The organism is Arthrobacter sp. 05L44, assembly GCF_056397605.1.
In genome coordinates this window covers 405,464-422,773 of the sequence record NZ_JBFTNS010000001.1, presented here as the reverse complement: position 1 = coordinate 422,773, position 17,310 = coordinate 405,464, and the positions used below count along the sequence as shown (strand labels likewise).

17 protein-coding genes are annotated in these 17,310 nt (G+C 66.5%); 9 read left to right on the top strand and 8 right to left on the bottom strand.

Going from position 1 to position 17,310, the window contains the following annotated elements; all coding sequences use genetic code 11:
• Window positions 1–2 precede the first annotated feature (2 nt).
• The 6 genes from AC1DHY_RS01915 to AC1DHY_RS01890 all read left to right on the top strand — a co-directional run bounded on the left by AC1DHY_RS01915 (window position 3) and on the right by AC1DHY_RS01890 (window position 5,818).
• On the top strand, window positions 3–1,097 hold the full coding sequence (locus tag AC1DHY_RS01915; RefSeq protein WP_476878982.1) for an ABC transporter ATP-binding protein: 1,095 nt from the start codon (window positions 3–5) through the stop codon (window positions 1,095–1,097).
• The gene (locus tag AC1DHY_RS01910; protein ID WP_476903085.1) at window positions 1,097–1,807 is read left to right on the top strand and encodes an ABC transporter permease; all 711 of its coding nucleotides are present in this window, start codon (window positions 1,097–1,099) and stop codon (window positions 1,805–1,807) included. Before AC1DHY_RS01915 ends, AC1DHY_RS01910 begins: the two co-directional genes overlap by 1 nt.
• The gene (locus AC1DHY_RS01905) at window positions 1,804–2,550 is read left to right on the top strand and encodes an ABC transporter permease (RefSeq protein WP_476878984.1); all 747 of its coding nucleotides are present in this window, start codon (window positions 1,804–1,806) and stop codon (window positions 2,548–2,550) included. The genes AC1DHY_RS01910 and AC1DHY_RS01905 overlap by 4 nt, the downstream gene beginning before the upstream one ends.
• Window positions 2,547–3,509 carry an ABC transporter substrate-binding protein gene (locus AC1DHY_RS01900; RefSeq protein ID WP_476903084.1) on the top strand — a complete coding sequence of 321 codons (963 nt, stop codon included), beginning with the start codon at window positions 2,547–2,549 and terminating at the stop codon, window positions 3,507–3,509. The genes AC1DHY_RS01905 and AC1DHY_RS01900 overlap by 4 nt, the downstream gene beginning before the upstream one ends.
• Window positions 3,510–3,673: 164 nt before the next feature.
• Window positions 3,674–4,894 carry a pyridoxal phosphate-dependent aminotransferase gene (locus AC1DHY_RS01895; protein WP_476903083.1) on the top strand — a complete coding sequence of 407 codons (1,221 nt, stop codon included), beginning with the start codon at window positions 3,674–3,676 and terminating at the stop codon, window positions 4,892–4,894.
• Window positions 4,895–4,963: 69 nt separating this feature from the next.
• Entirely contained in the window at window positions 4,964–5,818 is an 855-nt protein-coding gene (locus AC1DHY_RS01890; protein WP_476903082.1) for a polyphosphate kinase 2 family protein, read from the top strand.
• A 45-nt stretch (window positions 5,819–5,863) separates the two neighbouring features.
• Here AC1DHY_RS01890 and AC1DHY_RS01885 read toward each other — a convergent pair whose 3' ends face one another.
• Both AC1DHY_RS01885 and xseA read right to left on the bottom strand, forming a co-directional pair.
• Window positions 5,864–6,115: an exodeoxyribonuclease VII small subunit gene (locus tag AC1DHY_RS01885; protein ID WP_476879431.1), complete on the bottom strand. Its 252-nt coding sequence runs from the start codon at window positions 6,113–6,115 to the stop codon at window positions 5,864–5,866.
• A gap of 81 nt (window positions 6,116–6,196) precedes the next feature.
• Window positions 6,197–7,483, bottom strand: a complete 1,287-nt coding sequence (xseA, locus tag AC1DHY_RS01880; protein ID WP_476879430.1) for an exodeoxyribonuclease VII large subunit — start codon at window positions 7,481–7,483, stop codon at window positions 6,197–6,199.
• A 209-nt stretch (window positions 7,484–7,692) separates the two neighbouring features.
• Between xseA and AC1DHY_RS01875 the strand changes: the two genes are divergently transcribed.
• Together AC1DHY_RS01875 and AC1DHY_RS01870 are read left to right on the top strand one after the other, a co-directional pair.
• Entirely contained in the window at window positions 7,693–8,541 is an 849-nt protein-coding gene (locus tag AC1DHY_RS01875) for a hypothetical protein (RefSeq protein ID WP_476879429.1), read from the top strand.
• 38 nt (window positions 8,542–8,579) lie between these two features.
• Window positions 8,580–9,665: a 4-hydroxy-3-methylbut-2-enyl diphosphate reductase gene (locus tag AC1DHY_RS01870; protein WP_476879428.1), complete on the top strand. Its 1,086-nt coding sequence runs from the start codon at window positions 8,580–8,582 to the stop codon at window positions 9,663–9,665.
• Window positions 9,666–9,729: 64 nt separating this feature from the next.
• Here the strand turns inward: AC1DHY_RS01870 and AC1DHY_RS01865 are convergent, their stop codons facing one another.
• Window positions 9,730–10,992, bottom strand: coding sequence for a DNA recombination protein RmuC (locus tag AC1DHY_RS01865; protein WP_476879427.1), 1,263 nt, complete (start codon window positions 10,990–10,992; stop codon window positions 9,730–9,732).
• Window positions 10,993–11,161: 169 nt separating this feature from the next.
• Between AC1DHY_RS01865 and ychF the strand changes: the two genes are divergently transcribed.
• Complete coding sequence (gene ychF / locus AC1DHY_RS01860) at window positions 11,162–12,247, top strand: redox-regulated ATPase YchF (protein WP_476879426.1); 1,086 nt, start codon at window positions 11,162–11,164, stop codon at window positions 12,245–12,247.
• Between the two features lie 84 nt (window positions 12,248–12,331).
• Here ychF and AC1DHY_RS01855 read toward each other — a convergent pair whose 3' ends face one another.
• From AC1DHY_RS01855 to AC1DHY_RS01835, 5 genes are all read right to left on the bottom strand, one after another.
• Window positions 12,332–13,024, bottom strand: coding sequence for a hypothetical protein (locus tag AC1DHY_RS01855; protein WP_476903081.1), 693 nt, complete (start codon window positions 13,022–13,024; stop codon window positions 12,332–12,334).
• A gap of 217 nt (window positions 13,025–13,241) precedes the next feature.
• Window positions 13,242–14,363 (bottom strand): enolase C-terminal domain-like protein, encoded by a 1,122-nt coding sequence (locus tag AC1DHY_RS01850; RefSeq protein ID WP_476879424.1) that lies wholly within the window; start codon window positions 14,361–14,363, stop codon window positions 13,242–13,244.
• An 82-nt stretch (window positions 14,364–14,445) separates the two neighbouring features.
• Entirely contained in the window at window positions 14,446–16,083 is a 1,638-nt protein-coding gene (locus AC1DHY_RS01845) for a GMC family oxidoreductase (RefSeq protein WP_476903080.1), read from the bottom strand.
• Entirely contained in the window at window positions 16,083–16,739 is a 657-nt protein-coding gene (locus AC1DHY_RS01840; RefSeq protein WP_476880116.1) for a gluconate 2-dehydrogenase subunit 3 family protein, read from the bottom strand. Before AC1DHY_RS01840 ends, AC1DHY_RS01845 begins: the two co-directional genes overlap by 1 nt.
• Window positions 16,736–17,194 carry a hypothetical protein gene (locus AC1DHY_RS01835; protein WP_476880117.1) on the bottom strand — a complete coding sequence of 153 codons (459 nt, stop codon included), beginning with the start codon at window positions 17,192–17,194 and terminating at the stop codon, window positions 16,736–16,738. The genes AC1DHY_RS01840 and AC1DHY_RS01835 overlap by 4 nt, the downstream gene beginning before the upstream one ends.
• Window positions 17,195–17,310 lie beyond the last annotated feature (116 nt).

Here is a 17,310-nt window from a genome sequence, read left to right as displayed (position 1 = left end):
GAATGGCAGAGGCCATGATCGAGTTCCAGAGCGTCACCAAGCAGTACCAGGGCGGCCAGGCCGCCGTCGACGATCTGAGCATGTCCATCGACAAGGGCGCCATCACGGTCTTCGTCGGTCCGTCGGGCTGCGGGAAGACCACCTCCCTGCGGATGATCAACCGCATGGTCGAGCCGACGTCGGGCACCATCACCGTGGACGGGCGGGACGTGACCTCCGTCCCGGCCGCGCAGCTGCGCCGGTCCATGGGCTATGTCATGCAGTCCTCCGGCCTGATGCCGCACCGGTCCGTGCTGGACAACATCGCCACGGTCCCGCGGCTCAATGGTGTGTCCCGGGCGGACTCCCGGAAACGCGCCGAAGAACTGCTCGACGTCGTTGGTCTCGCCTCCGTCCTCGGCCGGCGCTACCCCTCACAGCTCTCCGGCGGCCAGCAGCAGCGTGTGGGCGTGGCCCGGGCGCTGGCGGCGGATCCGCCGGTGCTGCTGATGGATGAGCCCTTCAGCGCAGTGGATCCGGTGGTCCGCGACGAGCTGCAAAAGGAACTGCTCCGCCTGCAGCGCGACCTCGCCAAGACCATCGTGTTCGTCACCCACGACATCGACGAGGCCACGGTCCTGGGTGACAAGGTGGCGGTCTTCGCCGGCGGCGGCAAGCTGGCGCAGTACGCCGCGCCCGAGGAAATCCTCCGCGCCCCGGCCAACGACTTCGTCGCCTCTTTCGTGGGCCGCGACCGCGGCTTCCGGCACCTCGCGTTCAGCGCCTCCGACGGCGTGACCATCCACCCGGTGGACACCGTCCGTGCCGGCGAGCTGGGCTCCGGCGCACCGGGCGCCGATGAGTGGCAGCTGGTGGTTGACGACGACGGCCGGCCGCTGGGCTGGTGCGCGCCGGGTGCCGGGCGGGAGACTGTCCCGGGAGGCTCGCTATTCCACAAGGGCGAGACGCTGCGCCGCGCCCTGGACGCCGCGCTGTCCTCACCGTCGGGACGCGGCGTCGCCGTCGACGCGGACGGCCGGGTGGCAGGCGTGATCTCGGCCGAAGAAGTACTCGCCGTGATCGAAGCGGACCGCCGGGTCCGGCAAGGTGCGCGCTGATGCAATGGTTCCTGGCCAACAGCGGGCAGGTCTTCAGCCTCGCCGGCCAGCACCTGGTCCTGGCCATCCTCCCGATGGTCTTCGGCCTGCTGATTTCGATTCCGCTGGCCCAACTGGCCCGCCGGAACCGGACCCTGCGCACCGTCATCCTGACGGCGTCGTCGCTGCTGTACACCATCCCTTCGCTGGCGCTGTTCATCATCCTGCCGACCGTGCTGGGCACCAGGATCCTGGACCCCGTCAACGTTGTGGTGGCCCTGACGATCTACGCCGTGGCGCTCCTGGTTCGCGCAGCCCTGGACGCCTTCGACTCGGTCGATGAGGATCTCCAGCAGGCAGCCGTCGCCATGGGCTTCAAACCCGTTGCGCGCTTCGTCCAAATCGACCTGCCCCTGTCCCTGCCCGTGCTGTTTGCCGGCCTGCGGGTGGTGTCGGTCAGCAACATCTCCCTGGTCAGCGTCGCCGCACTGCTGGGCATCGGCAACCTCGGAATGCTCTTCACCTCCGGCCTGCAACGGGACTTCGTCACCGAGGTGGTGGTGGGCATCATCGCCATCCTGGTCCTGGCACTCGTGATGGACGCGCTGCTGGTCCTGCTGGAACGGCTCCTGACGCCCTGGACCCGCGCCAGCGTCGGGAAGACCGGCACGTCCGGGGAACCCGCAGCCGCCCGGCGCCTCGCTGACTCCACGGCGGGGGCGTCCGCATGAGCAACGTCTTCACCGATACCTTCGCCTGGCTGGCTGATCCCGAAAACTGGTCCGGCAGCACCGGTATCCCCGTGCGGCTGGCGGAGCACCTGCAGTACACCGGGCTGGTGATGCTGATCGCCACCGCCATCGCGCTTCCGATCGGCCTCTACGTAGGGCACACCGGCCGTGGCCGGGTGGCCGTGGTTGCCCTCGCCGGTGCCCTGCGTGCGCTTCCGACTTTGGGCCTGCTGACGCTGTTCGTGCTGCTGGCAGGCATTGGTCTGATGCCGCCGGTCTGGGCCCTCGTGATCCTGACCGTTCCGCCGCTGCTGGCCGGCACCTACGCCGGGATCTCCAGTGTGGACCGGAATGTGGTGGACGCGGCCCGGGCCATGGGCATGACCGAACTCCAGGTCCTCTTCCGGGCCGAGTTCCCCAACGCACTCCCTGTGATGTTCGGCGGCTTCCGCACCGGCGTCCTGCAGGTCATCGCCACGGTGTCCGTGGTCGCGTACATCAACCTCGGCGGCCTTGGCCGGTATCTCTTCGACGGGCTCGTCCTCTCCGACTTCCCCCAAATGCTCGGCGGCTCGCTCCTGATCGCGGGGCTGGCCATTGCCGTGGACCTGGTCCTGGTCCTTGTCCAGCGGCTCTTCCTGACCCGCGGGGCCGCCAAAAAACCAAACCGCCGCCAGCAGGCAGCGGTTGATCTCACAGACCCCGCGACCGCGGAGACTGTTGTCCAAGGAGGTACGTCATGAAGGAAAACCGCCAACGAGCACTTGGCAGACGCGCATTCGGCGGCCTGGCCGCCGGCGTCGGACTGGCCCTGGCCCTGTCCGCCTGCGGGGGGTCGTCGAACCCGCTGTCCTCGGCACCTGCCAGCGGCGGTTCCTCCGGCGGAGCCGGCGGGGCATTGGTCATCGGGTCGGCCGACTTCACGGAGAGCCAGATCATCGCCGAGCTCTACGCCGGGGCCCTCAACGGCGCCGGCGTCTCGGCCACCACCAAGCCGAACATCGGCTCCCGCGAGGTCTACTTCAAGGCCGTGCAGGACGGCTCAGTCGACGTGATTCCCGACTACAGCGGAAACCTGCTGCTGCACGTGAACAAGGACGCGACTGAGATCTCGGCCGACGACATCGCCAAGGCCCTGCCGGGCAAGCTTCCGGACGGCCTGGCCGTGCTGGACGCCGCCAAGGCCGAGGACAAGGACGCCATGGTGGTCACCAAAGCCACCGCGGAGAAGTACAAGCTCAAGTCCATCGAGGACCTGGCGAAGGTCTGCGGCGAGATCGTGGTGGGTGCGCCTGCCACCTTCAAGGAGCGTGCCTACGGTCTTCCGGGCCTGAAGAAGAACTACAACTGCGAACCGAAGAAACTCGAACCCTTCAGCGACGGCGGCGGCCCCGTCACGGTCAAGGCCCTGCTCTCGGACCAGGTCCAGGTGGCGGACATCTACACCACCACGCCGGCCATTGCCGACAACGACCTCGTGGTCCTGGAGGATCCGAAGAACAACTTCATCGCCCAGCAGGTCCTGCCGCTGTACAACAAGGCCAAGATGTCGGACAAGGCGAAGGAGGCCCTCAACGCCGTCTCCAAGCAGCTCACCACCGAGGACCTGATCAACCTCAACCGCGCAGTCGGCGGCAGCGAGAAGCAGAACCCCAAGGACGCCGCGGCAGCGTGGCTGAAAGAAAAGGGCCTGGTCAAGTAGGCCCTTGAAGTAAGCGTTCGACGGCGGCTGCCGGGCCCGGGATCGTGGGCTTGGCAGCCGCCGTCGTTATGTCCGCGGCAGCCTGCGGACGCCCGTATGACGCGGTATCCCGCTGTGAGACAAGTCTCAACGGAAGTACATCCGCCATATGGCATATTTGATGAATGGCAGAATTCAAGCAGTCCACCAAGCTTCATAATGTCCTCTACGACATCCGTGGACCGATTCTTCAGGCCGCCCAGCAAATGGAGGCAGAGGGTCACCGCATCCTCAAACTGAACATCGGAAACCCGGCCCCGTTTGGGTTCGAAGCGCCGGACGCGATCCTGGTGGACATGATCCGCCACCTGCCGCACGCCCAGGGCTACAGCGATTCCCGCGGCATCTTCTCCGCCCGCACCGCCGTCTCGCAGTACTACCAGACCCGCGGCATCCAGAACATCCACGTCGATGACATCTACCTCGGCAACGGCGTCAGCGAGCTGATCACCATGTCGCTGATGGCCCTCCTGGACGACGGCGACGAGGTCCTGATCCCCACCCCCGATTACCCGCTCTGGACCGCGTCCGTGGCCCTGGCCGGCGGCCGGCCGGTGCACTACCTCTGCGACGAGGAATCCGGCTGGCAGCCCGATCTTGAGGACCTCGAAGCGAAGATCTCGCCGCGGACCAAGGGGATCGTGGTCATCAATCCCAACAACCCCACCGGCGCCGTCTACCCGGAGGAAACCCTCAAGAAGATCGTGGCCCTCGCCGAGAAGCACGGCCTGGTGCTCTTCGCCGATGAGATCTACGAGAAGATCCTCTACGAGGACGCCGTGCATGTGAACATGGCCAGCCTCACCGGTGATGACGTGCTCTGCCTGACGTTCAGCGGGCTGTCCAAGGCCTACCGGGTCTGCGGCTACCGGGCCGGCTGGATGGCCATCTCGGGCCCGAAGAAGGACGCCGGGGACTACCTCGAGGGCATTAACCTGCTCGCCAACATGCGTCTCTGCGCCAATGTGCCGGCGCAGCACGCCATCCAGACGGCACTGGGCGGCTACCAGAGCATCAATGACCTGATCCTGCCCGGCGGCCGCCTCCTGGAGCAGCGGAACAAGGCCTACGACATGCTTAACGCCATCCCCGGCGTCAGCACCCAGCAGGCCCGCGGCGCGATGTATCTTTTCCCGCGCCTGGACCCTGAGGTGTACCACATCCGCGACGACGAGAAATTCGTCCTGGACCTGCTGCGCCAGCAGAAAATCCTGGTCTCCCACGGCCGCGCGTTCAACTGGGTCCGCCCGGACCACTTCCGGATGGTGACGCTGCCGAACGTGAAGGACCTGGAGGAAGCTATCAACCGCATGGCGGACTTCCTCAGCCGCTACCAGGGCAACTAGGATTCGGGACAGCAGCGCTGCGGGACGTACGTCCGGCGGGCGGGCTGCCCGAACCGGAAAGAGGCTTTGATGGCAGATGTCGTGAACTTCGACGAGCACCCCTCCGAGACGCTGAAGGCTGGCAAGAAGTTCCGCCTTGGCGACGTTGACCCGGGTTCCACCCCGGGCTACGCGGGGGACAAGGCCGCCGGCGAGAAGCTGCTCAGCGAGCTCGACGGGAAGCTGACGCAGCTGCAGGAGCAGCTTTTCGCCGAGTCCCGGATCGGCGGCAAGAAGCGGGTGTTGCTGGTCCTGCAGGCCATGGACACCGCGGGCAAGGGCGGCATCGTCAACCACGTTATGGGCCAGATGAATCCGCAGGGCGTGCAGCTGAAGTCGTTCAAGGCGCCGACCCCGGAGGAGCAGTCCTACGACTTCCTCTGGCGGATCGAAAAAGAAGTTCCGGCTGCCGGCATGGTGGGCGTTTTCGACCGCTCCCACTACGAGGACGTGCTGATCCACCGGGTACACCGCTGGGCCGACGCCACGGAACTGGAGCGCCGCTACCGCGCCATCAACGAGTTCGAGGCCCGGCAAACGGCGGCGGGCACGAAGATCATCAAGGTTATGCTGCACATCAGCCGCGACGAGCAGCAGGAACGCCTGCTGGCCCGGCTGGATGATCCGGCGAAGCGGTGGAAGTACAGCAGCAACGACCTGAAGGAACGGGCGTTCTGGGACGACTACATGGATGCCTACCAGGCCGCGTTCGAGCAGACCAGCTCAGAGCACGCGCCCTGGCACGTAGTCCCGGCCGACAAGAAATGGTTTGCCCGGATCGCCGTCCAGCAGCTGCTCCTGGACGCACTGGAGGGGCTGGCGCTGGAATGGCCCGTCCCCGAGATCGACGTCGACATGGAGGCCGAGCTGGTGCGGCGCTCCTAGCGGCCGGCTTCCTGTCCGGCCCTGTCCGGCCCCCCAGGGCTCCTGTCAGGCTTCCTGGCCGGCCTGGCCCGCTTGGTCCCGGGCTGCGGCGAGGCGCTTGCGGGCTCCTTCGAGCCACTGCTCGCAGCGCTTTGCCAGGGCTTCGCCGCGCTCCCACAGGGCGAGGGATTCCTCGAGGCTGGCGCCGCCGGCCTCCAGCCTGCTCACCACGCCGACGAGTTGTTCGCGGGCGTCCTCGTAGCTGAGTCCGTCGAGGTCCGTCTCCGGGGTGGGGGATGCCGTGTTCTCTGCTGCCATGGTGTTGCTCCTCTATACGTATGGTTGCCGGTTAGGCGATGCTTCGGTGCTGGTTCGGGGTTCCCGCGGTTTGGCGGCCGGTCAGTCCCCGCTGGCTTCCCCGCCGCCGGTGGACTGGGCTGTGAACCTGCCACCCGCCACCCGCACCGCGAGGGCCGTACCGGCCGGCGCCTGGCTGGGGTCCCGGACCACCTCATGGCGGGTTCCCGGCACGGACGTTCCGTCGTCGAGCTGCACGACGGCGTAGCCGCGGTCCAGGGTCTTTTGCGGCGAGAGGGCGCGAACCTGGGCTTTGAGGTGCACCAGCTGGTCCGCGGCCCGGACGACGGCGGTGTTGACGGCCGCATGGGAGCGGCCCTTGAGCCGTTCGACGTCGTCGTGCCGGGCCGTCACCATGCCCTCGGGCGATGCCAGGACAGGGCGCGAGCGGAGCGACGCGAGCCGGTCCGTTTCCCGCTCGACCAGACGGGTGACTCCGCGGCGAAGCTGCTCGCGGGCCTGCCGCACCCGCGCCAGTTCCTCCACAACATCCGGCACGATCCGCTTGGCCGCATCGGTGGGCGTTGAGGCGCGCAGGTCCGCGACGTCGTCGAGGATGGGCCGGTCCGCCTCATGGCCGATCGCGCTGACAATCGGGGTGGCCGCGGCCGCGACGGCCCGGATGAGTTCCTCGCTGCTGAACGGGAGCAGGTCCTCCAGCGCCCCGCCGCCGCGGGCGATGACAATGACGTCCACCTCCGGCTGGGAGTCCAGTTCCTGCAGCGCACGGATTACCTGGGCCACGGCGGTATTGCCCTGGACGGCTACTTCACGGATCTCAAATTCGACGGCGGGCCAGCGGAGGGCGGCGTTGCGCAGCACATCCTTCTTCGCATCCGAGTCGCGGCCGGTGATCAGGCCGATCCGGTGGGGGAGGAGCGGCAGGCGTTTCTTACGGGAGTCGGCGAAGAGGCCCTCGGCCGCCAGCGCCTGGCGCAGCCGTTCAATGCGGGCCAGCAGGTCACCCAGCCCCACGGGCCGGATGTCCTTGACGGACATGTTGAGCCGGCCGGTTTTTAGCCAGAACTCGGACTTCAGCAGCGCCACCACCCGGGACCCGCGTTCCAGCGGGGTAGCCTGCCGGTCCAGGACGTTGGTCCAGACCGAGGCCGGCAGCGAGATTTCCGCGTCGATGTCGCGCAGCGTCAGGTAGGCGTTCGTGCCGCGCCGGTTGAGTTCGATGACCTGGCCCTCGACCCAGGCCGAGGGCGCACGGTCGATGTGCATCTTCAGTTTCTGCGACAGCAGCTGCAGCGGCCAGGGGTTGTCCGGGCTGGTCTCGGCCGCGGTCGCCGGCAGGGTGGTGGCCGCAGCGGTATCTTCAGACATGCCGGTAACCGCAGGCGCGGCACGCCTGGTCCGTGAGCTGGTGCATGTGCTGGTGCATGGGGTGCGGAGTCCTTTGCTGGAGGCGGGGAGCTGCTTCAACTCTATCCATAGCTTTACCAGCAGGGCCGGACGTTTTGGCCTGCTGCTTTCCGGTTCGCCGCGGCGCCACCGTAGGATGGCTCTACTCCCAACCCTCCTAGGAGACTTTCGTGCGCACTTTTGTCTCGGCCGTTGCTGTGCTGATCGGCCTTGCCATGGCGGCTGTCGCCGTCCCGGCCATGTGGGTGGACCGGAATATCGTCCAGGAAGACGGGTTCGTCGCCCTCACCGCACCGTTGGGGAAGGACCCGGCATTCCAGCAGAGGCTGGCCACCGCCGCCGTGAACGGTATCAATCTGGGCGGCCGGCAACTGCCCGATGCGGTCGCGGGCCTGGTCAAACCCATTCTTGCCGAGGCGGCCCAGTCCCTGACCTCCGCGCCCGGATACGCGGACGCGTGGGCTGAGACCCTGCGCAGGAGCCACCGGCTCAGCTTCGCCGACCCCCGGACGCTGCCGCCCCAGGTGGACGGCACCTCCTCCCTGACCCTCGATGTCGCCCCGCTGGTGGGCCTGGTGGTCAAGCGGGTCTCGGACGCCTCGCCGGTACCGCTGAAGGCGCCGGACACGGTGCGAATCAACATCGGCCAGTCCAACCAGCGCCAGCTCATCGAACGGGTTTCCGCGTACGCGCCGATGGGATCTGCCGTGGCTGTGGGCGCGGCCATCGCCTTCGTCCTGGCCTTTGTCGCGGCCCGGCGGAAATGGACGGTCCTGGCGGGCGTCGGCCTGGGCGCCCTGGTGCTGGCCGGGGTGTGGAAACTGGGTTCGGACGCGGCCGGCAATATGGTCCAGGGGACCGGGAGCGGCAACGAGGTTGCGGACCTCTTCAAGCGCGAATTTGTGGCCGCCTCCACCGCCGGCTTTGGTCAGTGGATAGTGGTGGCACTCGTGGCCGGCGGGGTGCTCCTGGCCTCCGGGCTCATCCTTCGGGTAGTCGCCGGCCGCCGCAAGGCCTGAAATGACCGGCTACAGCGAACACCGGTAGCATTGGGGGCATGACCTCCACCGCTGTATCCATCCCGATGCCCTCCGTTCCGCGCCGCCGGCGATCGCCGGAGGAAGTGTTGGCGGCGGCTCCCGTGACCGGGGCGAAGAAGGTCCTCCTGGCCGCTCCGCGCGGCTACTGCGCCGGCGTCGACCGGGCCGTCATCGCGGTGGAAAAGGCCCTTGAGCACTACGGTCCGCCGGTTTATGTGCGCAAGCAGATCGTCCACAACGTCCACGTGGTCAGCTCCCTGGAGGAAAAGGGCGCCATCTTCGTGGACGAGACCGACGAGGTCCCGGAAGGGGCCCTGGTCATCTTCTCCGCGCACGGAGTCTCCCCGGCCGTGGTGCAGTCCGCCGAGGACCGCGGGCTGCGGACCATCGACGCCACTTGCCCGCTGGTGACCAAGGTGCACCGCGAGGCCGTGCGCTTCGCCAAGGACGATTTCGACATCCTCCTGATTGGCCACGACGGCCACGAGGAAGTCGAAGGGACCGCGGGTGAAGCTCCGGAACACATCCAGATCATCAACGGCCCGCATGAGGTCGACAAGGTGACGGTCCGGGATCCGGAGAAGGTCATCTGGCTTTCCCAGACCACCTTGAGCGTCGACGAGACCATGGAGACCGTCCGCCTGCTCAAGGAACGGTTCCCCACCCTGCAGGATCCGCCCAGCGACGATATCTGCTACGCCACCACCAACCGCCAGGTGGCCATCAAAAAGATCTCGCCCCAGGCTGACCTGGTGATCGTTGTCGGTTCGGCTAACTCCTCGAACTCCGTCCGCCTTGTTGAGGTGGCACTGGAATACGGTGCCAAGGCCTCCTACCGGGTCGATTTCGCCAACGAAGTCGACGAGTCCTGGTTTGAGGGCGTGGCGACCGTCGGCGTGACCTCGGGGGCGTCCGTGCCGGAGGTCCTCGTGAAGGACGTCCTGCGGCTGCTCGCCGATTACGGCTACGGCAGCGTTGAGGAAGTCGTCACGGCGGAGGAGGACCTGCTCTTCTCCCTGCCAAAGGAACTCCGCGCCACCCTGAAGCAGGCCGGGGACGTCTCGCGTGCCCTCGGCGGCCGCGGCGCCCGCCCGACCGACTAGTACCGCCGGGCAGACGTGGCCGGGCAGCTCCTACCGGGCCGGGCGGCCCTTACCCCGGGCAGCCCTAGGCTGCCGACTCTTCCGCGGCGTCGTCGTCGGATTCCTCTGCGGCGGCTGCGTCCCCTGTGGCGATGCCCTGTTGCAGCTCCGGTGCGGCCACCGAACGGGGTGTCGCCTCAACGGTGATGGGTGTGGCTAGGCTAGCGGCATCCAGGGCATTCAGCTTGCGCGCGGTCGGCAGGACCCGGGCCTCGAGGGTGCCGACCAGGGAGTTGTAGCGGTCCACCGACGTCTTCAGCGACGAGCCCAGCTTGGTGACGTTGTCGCCCAGTGTTCCCATCCGCTCGTACAGCTGCTGCGCCAGTTCGAAGAGCTCGCGCGCGCTGTCCGTCAGCACATCCTGCCGCCACGTGAACGCCACAGACTTGAGGACTGCCAGCAGGGTCCCCGGCGAGGCCAGGACAACATTCTTGGACAGGGCATAGTCCAGCAGGGCGGAATCGGCGGTGAGTGCGGCCGCCAGAATCGATTCGGCGGGCAGGAAGCAGACCACCAATTCTGGCGCGTTGCCGGGAATGTCCCAGTACTTCTTGTTGCTCAGCGCGTCCACGTGGGCCTTGAGGGCCTTCGCATGGGTAGCGAGCAGGGCCTGCTGGTTGCCCGCCGTTCCTGCGCCCCGGCCGCCCGGCTGGCTGCCAAGCTCCTGTGCCTCCAGGTACGCGGTCAGCGGCACTTTCGCATCCACGACGAGCTGCTTGTCACCCGGGAGCTGGACCACGAGGTCCGGCCGAACCGTGGTGTCGGAACCGGAGCTATGCAGTTGCTCATGGAAATCCACATGGCGCAGCATCCCGGCCGCCTCCACGACGCGGCGGAGCTGCACCTCGCCCCACTGGCCGCGGGCGCTGTTGGACCGCAGCGCCGACTCGAGCGCATGCGTTGACTTCAGCAGCTGTTCGTCGGAGAGCCTGGCCTCCTGGAGCTGCTGGGCAAGCTGCCCGTACTGCTCGAGCCGGTCACGTTCCAGGAGCGACACCTGCTGCTGGACAGCTGTCAGCTTCTCCGCCACGGGTGCCAGGGCGCGGAGGACGCTGCCATCCTGCGTCCTGGCATCGCCCAGCTCCCGGTTTTGGGCCGCGAGAAGGCGACGTTCGGCGTCGGCGGCGGCATACCGGGCGTTCACCTCGGAGAGACGAGCCGAAACGCCGTCGAAGTCCTGTTCAAGGGCAGCGCTGCGGCGCCGCAACACCACGAAGGCAAAGCCGGCCCCGGCTACGGCGCCGATCAAGAGCATCAGCAGGGCAAGAATTAGTGCGAAAGCGTCCATGCCTTCACTCTGGCACGCAGCTCCGACAGTTTTAGCCAGGACGCACTGGGCGGGGTGCGGGGAGCCTGCCCGCCGAACCTCGGCTGATGCGGATCCGGACCGGGGCCGGCCGCGCGCGTGGTCCCAAGGCCGCAAGGGGTGAGGGCGTTTACCGGTAGAATCTATACTCGTGGCTCTTACTATTGGCATCGTCGGACTGCCCAACGTCGGCAAATCAACCCTTTTCAACGCACTGACCCGCAACCAGGTGCTCGCAGCGAACTATCCGTTCGCCACGATCGAGCCCAATGTCGGCGTCGTGAACCTGCCGGACCCGCGGCTCGAGAAGCTGGCGGCCATCTTCGGGTCCGCACGCCTGCTCCCCGCTGCCGTGTCCTTCGTGGACATCGCGGGCATCGTCAAGGGCGCGTCCGAGGGTGAAGGCCTGGGCAACCAGTTCCTCGCCAACATCCGCGAGGCCGAGGCCATCGCCCAGGTGGTCCGCGTCTTCGATGACCCCGACGTCATCCACGTCGACGGCAAGGTCGATCCCCGTTCGGACATGGAAACGATCAACACCGAGCTGATCCTCGCCGACCTCCAGACCATCGAGAAGGCCGTCCCCCGGATCGAAAAAGAAGTCAAGATCAAGAAGCGGGAAGCCGCCGAACTCGCTGCCGTCCAGGCCGCGCAGGCCGTGCTGGAGCGCGGCGACACTATCTTCTCCTCGATCAAGAGCGACAAGCTGGAGATGGGGCACCTCAAGGAGCTTGGCCTGCTCACGGCCAAGCCGTTCATCTACGTTTTCAACGCCGACGAAGGCATCCTGGGCAGCCCGGAAAAGCAGGAAGAGCTGCGCGCCCTCGTGGCCCCGGCCGACTGCATCTTCCTGGACGCCAAGCTCGAATCGGACCTCGTCGAGCTGGACGAGGAAGAAGCCCGCGAAATGCTGGAAATGAACGGCCAGGACGAGTCCGGCCTTGACCAGCTGGCGCGCGTCGGGTTCCACACGCTGGGCCTGCAGACCTACCTGACCGCCGGACCCAAAGAGACCCGCGCCTGGACCATCCACCGCGGCGACACCGCACCGCAGGCCGCCGGCGTAATCCACTCCGACTTCCAGCGTGGCTTCATCAAGGCCGAGGTTGTCTCCTTCGACGACCTCATCGAGGCCGGCTCCATGGCCGAGGCCAAGGCCCGCGGCAAGGTCCGCATTGAAGGCAAGGAATACGTGATGGCCGACGGCGACGTGGTGGAGTTCCGCTTCAACGTGTAGTTGAGTTCCGCCTCAACGTCTCGTGTTGAGCCTTGACGACTTTGTGGCCGTCGGGTTCTTGCTCGTGCCGGAAGGAGCGTGCGTTCAGCTGAGAAGCGAAACGGCCCGGGAGATGACGAGGGCCAGAAGGACGAATGCTCCGGCTGCCTCCACGCCCATCATGGCTTTTGCCCGCGCAGACAACGGCATGGTGTCGGTGGGGCTAAAGGCCATGGAATTGGATAGCGAGAAGTATGCGTAATCGATGAACGATGCGACCCACCCGGTCCGCTCGGAGGACCTCGCAGCGACCTCCTCAATGGCGTCTCGGTCCTCGTCTTGAGGGAACCGGAAGTCTGCTGGCGGCATGTCCTCGCGTTCGGCGTGGCGGCGGGTAACAGGGCCACCTCGGTCCATCTCCCAGAAAGCCAGGGCGAACGCAATGATGTTGGTGACCCAGATCTGCAGTGCAGCAAACAGGATTACAGGGCCATCGCTGTTGCCCGAAGTGGTGAGCCGGATGACCACCTGTACCAGGGCCACCTCGTTCGCGGCGACCAGAAGCAGCGCCTGGCCGGTAGCAACGTTTTTTGACCGCCGCGTTTCCCTGTGGAACCGGTGCGGATTCAGGTGCACGAGCGGGATCAGCATCGTCAGACCAACGCCGACCACCGTATACCTGAGCCACGGAAGGAAGGAGCTGGGCAGCGCGGCATAAAGGCCCAGCRCGACGAGCAGTCCAATCACCGCTGGCCACCGGTGCTCGGCGCGGGCGTCAGGGGTATCGGTATCAGCCATGGCTCAGTCTGTTTCCTGCTTCGGCCGCAGCCCGGGCTCCTTTGTCTCGGTTCCGTGTTCTGAGGCTGACTACCCCGTTGCGGTCACTGCGGTCACTGCGGTCACCGCATAGAGCCGGAAATGAGTGGCCTCGGGAATGGCCGGTCGGTGCTGCGGCCCTCGTTCGTGCCGGCATCAGCGATATCCTCCTTGCGGACTGTCTGCGGTGTTGCGGCGCCTACCCCACCCGGTACTTTTCGACGGCCTCCCAGCGGAACGCGAGGCCGTTGCCTGAGGAGTTGGCATCCGGTGCGATTGCTCCGCCGGTGGGGTCCAGGGTCCCGTCGAAGAACGTCCGTTCGATTCGTACGTGGTCGTGGAACCACTCCAGATGCCGGAAGTTTTCTGTCGCGGCGGCGACGTGGGCGCTTAGGTTAGGTGCGCAGTGGCCGGACACCTGAAGCCCGTACGCTGCCACAAGGGAGGCGATGCGCAGCCATTGGGTGATACCGCCGCAGCGCGACACATCCAGCTGGACGCAGTCGACGGCTTCGGCCCGGCACAGGCGCTCGAAGTAGAACACGTCTGTACCGTATTCACCCGCGGCGACGTCGGCAGCTATCGCCTCCCTGACGGTCCGCAGGCCGGCCAGGTGGTCGGAGGAGACAGGCTCTTCAAACCACGCCAACCTGGAGTCGCCGGCCGCTTCGTAAACCCTCACCGCTTGTTTTGCCGTGTAGGCACCATTGGCGTCAACGAACAGCTCAGCGTCGTCTCCTATGACAGTTCTGGCCTGATGAATGCGCTCCAAATCCCGGGGAATGGCGTTCCCCCGGTCCTGTCCGATCTTTATTTTGACCCGTGGGATGTGCTGGCCGTGCACCCAGCCGCCCAGCTGGTCCTCAAGTTGCTGGCGGGAGTAGGTGGTGAACCCGCCGCTGCCGTAAATGTCGACCTCGTCGCGCACCGCCCCGAGGAGGCGGTACAGGGGAAGGTGAAGCAGGCGTGCTTTCAAGTCCCACAGGGCACAGTCCACCGCGGAGATCGCGTAGCCGGCGAGCCCGCTGCGGCCGGTATTGCGCACGGCCTGCAGCATCGCCAGCGCGGCTCCTCCGGTGTCCCACGCAGACCGTCCGGAGACGGCTGGCGCCAGCAATCCTGTGATCAACTGTGCGCAAGAGGGTGGAGCGTAGGTCCAGCCGAGTCCCTCGCAGTCACCGGCGCGGGCCCGGACCACCACCATCGTGGTGGAGTCCCAGGCGAACGTGCCGTCTGCTTCCGGGCTATCGGTGGGGACCGTGTAGGTGCTGACGTCCAGGCCGCTGAGGGTCGGATCGGATCTGGTTTGAGTGGCGGGCATGGTCAGCCTTTCTGATGCGGGAGGATTTTCCTGCAGCTTGGTTCTGGCTATCGGCGAAGCTGGATAGTGGGCTGTGTTTGGTTCAGGTGGCGTTGTTGGCTCCGCCGGCGATCAGCCGTTCGGCGGCGCGCGCTGCGACGGCCATGATGGTCAGGGCCGGGTTGGCGCTTCCCTGGGTGGGCAGTACGCTGCCGTCCGTGATGTAGAGGTTGGGCACGGCGAAGCTGCGGCAATCGGCGTCGACGACGCCGTGGCGCTCGTCCGCCGCCATCCTGGCCCCGCCCACCAAATGCGCGTAGCGCTTGATGGTGATGACCTCGTCGGCCCCGGCGGCCTTGAGGATCTTCTCCATGACGTCCTGCGCGGCGCCCATCAGTCGTCGGTCGTTTTCGCACTGGGAGTAGTGGAAGTGCGCTACCGGCATCGCGTTTCGGTCCTTTTCCTGTGCCAGGGTGACGCGGTTTTCCGCCTGCGGCAGGAACTCGCACAGCGCGCCCAGACAGGCCCAGTGCACGTAGTCACTCATGTATGCGCGCAGCTTTGCTCCCCAGTGACCCTGGGCGGCGACGTGCTCGGCCCAGGTGATGGGCAGCGGTGACACCGTCTGCACCGAGAACCCGCGCTTGTAGGGCTGGGAGGGGTCCGTTTCGTAGAAGTCTTCCGAGCTGACCTCCGGCGGGGGCGCCTTCCACATTCGCACTTCTGAGTCGAACCTGCCGGCCGTCTGGGGCGCACCCTGGACCATCAGGTACCTCCCCACCTGGTCGAAGTCATTGCACAGCCCGTCCGGGAATCGCTTGGAGGTGGAGTTGAGCAGCAGGCGGGGGGTCTCGATGGAGTAGCCGGCGACGGCGACGATCCGGGCGCGCTGGAACCGCGTGCGGCCGTGGCGGACATAGTGCACGCCCGTAGCCTTGCCTGTCTTATCATCAACTTCGATCCGGGTCACCATCGAGTCGGCGCGTACTTCTGCGCCGTGGTGCAGGGCGTCCGGAATGTGGGTGATCAGGGGTGAGGCTTTTGCGTTGACCTTGCAGCCCTGCAGGCAGAAGCCGCGGTAGATGCAGTGTGGCCGGTTGCCGAAGCGGCCGTTGGAGATCGCGACTGGGCCGACCTTCGCGGTGATACCGCAGGCCAGTGCGCCGCGCAGGAAGAGCTCGCCGTTCCCGGAGACGGGGTGCGGACTGTGCGGATAGGAGTGTGGATCGCCCCACGGCCAGTGTTCCCCGGCCACCGGAAGTTCGCCTTCGATGTCCTCGTAGTACGACTTAAGATCCTCGTACTCGAAGGGCCAGTCGGCGCCCACCCCGTCGGCACTGTAGGTATGGAAGTCACTCGGGTGGAACCTGGGGGTGTAGCCTGCGTAATGCACCATGGAGCCGCCCACGCCCCGGCCCGAGTTGTTCGAGCCCAGGGGCACCGGATCGTCCCCGGAGATCACCCGCGGTTCCGTCCAGTACAGGTGGTGTGAGGCCGCCTCGTCGCTGACCCAGTCGCGCTCCGGGTCCCAGAAGGGGCCCGCATCCAGAGCGACTGCCTTCCAGCCCGCGCGGGCCAAGCGCTGCAGGAGAGTTGAGCCGCCCGCACCGCACCCGACGATCACTATATCGACTTCGTCATCGTCCTGGAACCGGGCCATGTCGGTGCGCAGGGCGTGGTTAGTTCCCGGCACGGCGGGCAGCAGCCACGCGGAGGCGTTCCTATCTTTTACCGAGGCCATCAGTGCCGCCTCCCTTTCCCGGATTTTGTTTTGGGACGGGCCGGATCCTGTCCGGGGCGGGCGTCCGCCACTTCGAAAGGCTCACGGGCGTCGAGGCCAAGATTCTTGTATCCGCGTGGATAAGCGGGCCCGGCAAAACCAATCTCATCCCAGGCCAGGGGATGCGAGTAGAAGGCCGTGCACGCATACCGGGTCCAGAGGCTCCACACCTGGGGTGCCTGCCGCCCCCGCCACTGTTCGGCGTGGTGAATGTCCGTCAGGAGGCCTTCCTGCTCATCCCAGGACAGCTCGCAAAACGCGTTCCCGCTCCGGGCCCGGGCCTCGGCGTCCAACGCCGCGAGGGTGCTGCGCCAGGCCGCCGGGTCCGGTTCCATGCCTTCGTAGTGCCAGCCGTCGGTCTGGTCCTCGGCCAAACGTGAGTCGACCATGTTGACCACCGGGACCCGGGGTTCCTGGCGCTGGTCCAGCAGTTGGTCAAACAACGCCCTAGCCGCTGCCTCCTCCGCGACGGTGAAGAAGCGCAGGTCGGCCGGCCGGCCGAGGCGTGCCAGGACGACGCCTTGCGTCACCTGATCCCAGTGCCCGGATTGCCCCTGGGCATCGAAGCCCGGGAAGCGGCCGCCCCCGTCCTTCGGATCCAGTGGCAGGGCCGTCACTTTTCCCTCCTGAGCACCGCGGCGAGCAGACCCATGCCGCCCACCAGAGTCACCAGGAGCGGGGCCAGCAGCGGCGGCCCCATTTCCATGTTGTACTTCAAGTTCGAAAACCCGCCGGGTTTCTGCGCAATGCCCCGGGCGTGTAGATATGTTCCCTGCAGGCCGTTGGCGACAATCGCTGCGGAGGCCAGGGGGAGCGCCGTTTTGGCCATCCGCCTGCTGAACACTCCAGCCACGCCGGCAGCTGCTCCGACCGGTCCGAGGGCAACAGGGATCCACATCAGTTTGTTGCCAAAGCTTGCCTTGTCATGCTCAAAATAAATTTCCGCGGCGGTCACGAGGGCGCCGATTGCGGTAATCCCGGAAAGGGACCGCTCGAAGCGGCCGGTTTCCACGTTGCGGATCATCCGGTCTATCCCGTAGACGGTTGCCCCGGGTGTAACTGGTGTCTTCATGGCGCTCCTTGTCGTCAGACTGGTTCTACCGCGACGCAAATATTTCATTTGCGCAACAGATGGATGGATACTCGTGGTGTGGCAAATTCAGAAGATGCAGAACAAGCCGCCGGTGC

What these genes read in the sequence shown, in the direction of transcription:
- AC1DHY_RS01915 (WP_476878982.1), top strand. Translation starts at nt 3, where the DNA reads ATGGCAGAGGCCATGATCGAGTTCCAGAGCGTCACCAAGCAGTACCAG.
- AC1DHY_RS01910 (WP_476903085.1), top strand. Translation starts at nt 1,097, where the DNA reads ATGCAATGGTTCCTGGCCAACAGCGGGCAGGTCTTCAGCCTCGCCGGC.
- AC1DHY_RS01905 (WP_476878984.1), top strand. Translation starts at nt 1,804, where the DNA reads ATGAGCAACGTCTTCACCGATACCTTCGCCTGGCTGGCTGATCCCGAA.
- AC1DHY_RS01900 (WP_476903084.1), top strand. Translation starts at nt 2,547, where the DNA reads ATGAAGGAAAACCGCCAACGAGCACTTGGCAGACGCGCATTCGGCGGC.
- AC1DHY_RS01895 (WP_476903083.1), top strand. Translation starts at nt 3,674, where the DNA reads ATGGCAGAATTCAAGCAGTCCACCAAGCTTCATAATGTCCTCTACGAC.
- AC1DHY_RS01890 (WP_476903082.1), top strand. Translation starts at nt 4,964, where the DNA reads ATGGCAGATGTCGTGAACTTCGACGAGCACCCCTCCGAGACGCTGAAG.
- AC1DHY_RS01885 (WP_476879431.1), bottom strand. Translation starts at nt 6,115, where the DNA reads ATGGCAGCAGAGAACACGGCATCCCCCACCCCGGAGACGGACCTCGAC.
- xseA (WP_476879430.1), bottom strand. Translation starts at nt 7,483, where the DNA reads ATGTCTGAAGATACCGCTGCGGCCACCACCCTGCCGGCGACCGCGGCC.
- AC1DHY_RS01870 (WP_476879428.1), top strand. Translation starts at nt 8,580, where the DNA reads ATGACCTCCACCGCTGTATCCATCCCGATGCCCTCCGTTCCGCGCCGC.
- AC1DHY_RS01865 (WP_476879427.1), bottom strand. Translation starts at nt 10,992, where the DNA reads ATGGACGCTTTCGCACTAATTCTTGCCCTGCTGATGCTCTTGATCGGC.
- AC1DHY_RS01850 (WP_476879424.1), bottom strand. Translation starts at nt 14,363, where the DNA reads ATGCCCGCCACTCAAACCAGATCCGATCCGACCCTCAGCGGCCTGGAC.
- AC1DHY_RS01845 (WP_476903080.1), bottom strand. Translation starts at nt 16,083, where the DNA reads ATGGCCTCGGTAAAAGATAGGAACGCCTCCGCGTGGCTGCTGCCCGCC.
- AC1DHY_RS01835 (WP_476880117.1), bottom strand. Translation starts at nt 17,194, where the DNA reads ATGAAGACACCAGTTACACCCGGGGCAACCGTCTACGGGATAGACCGG.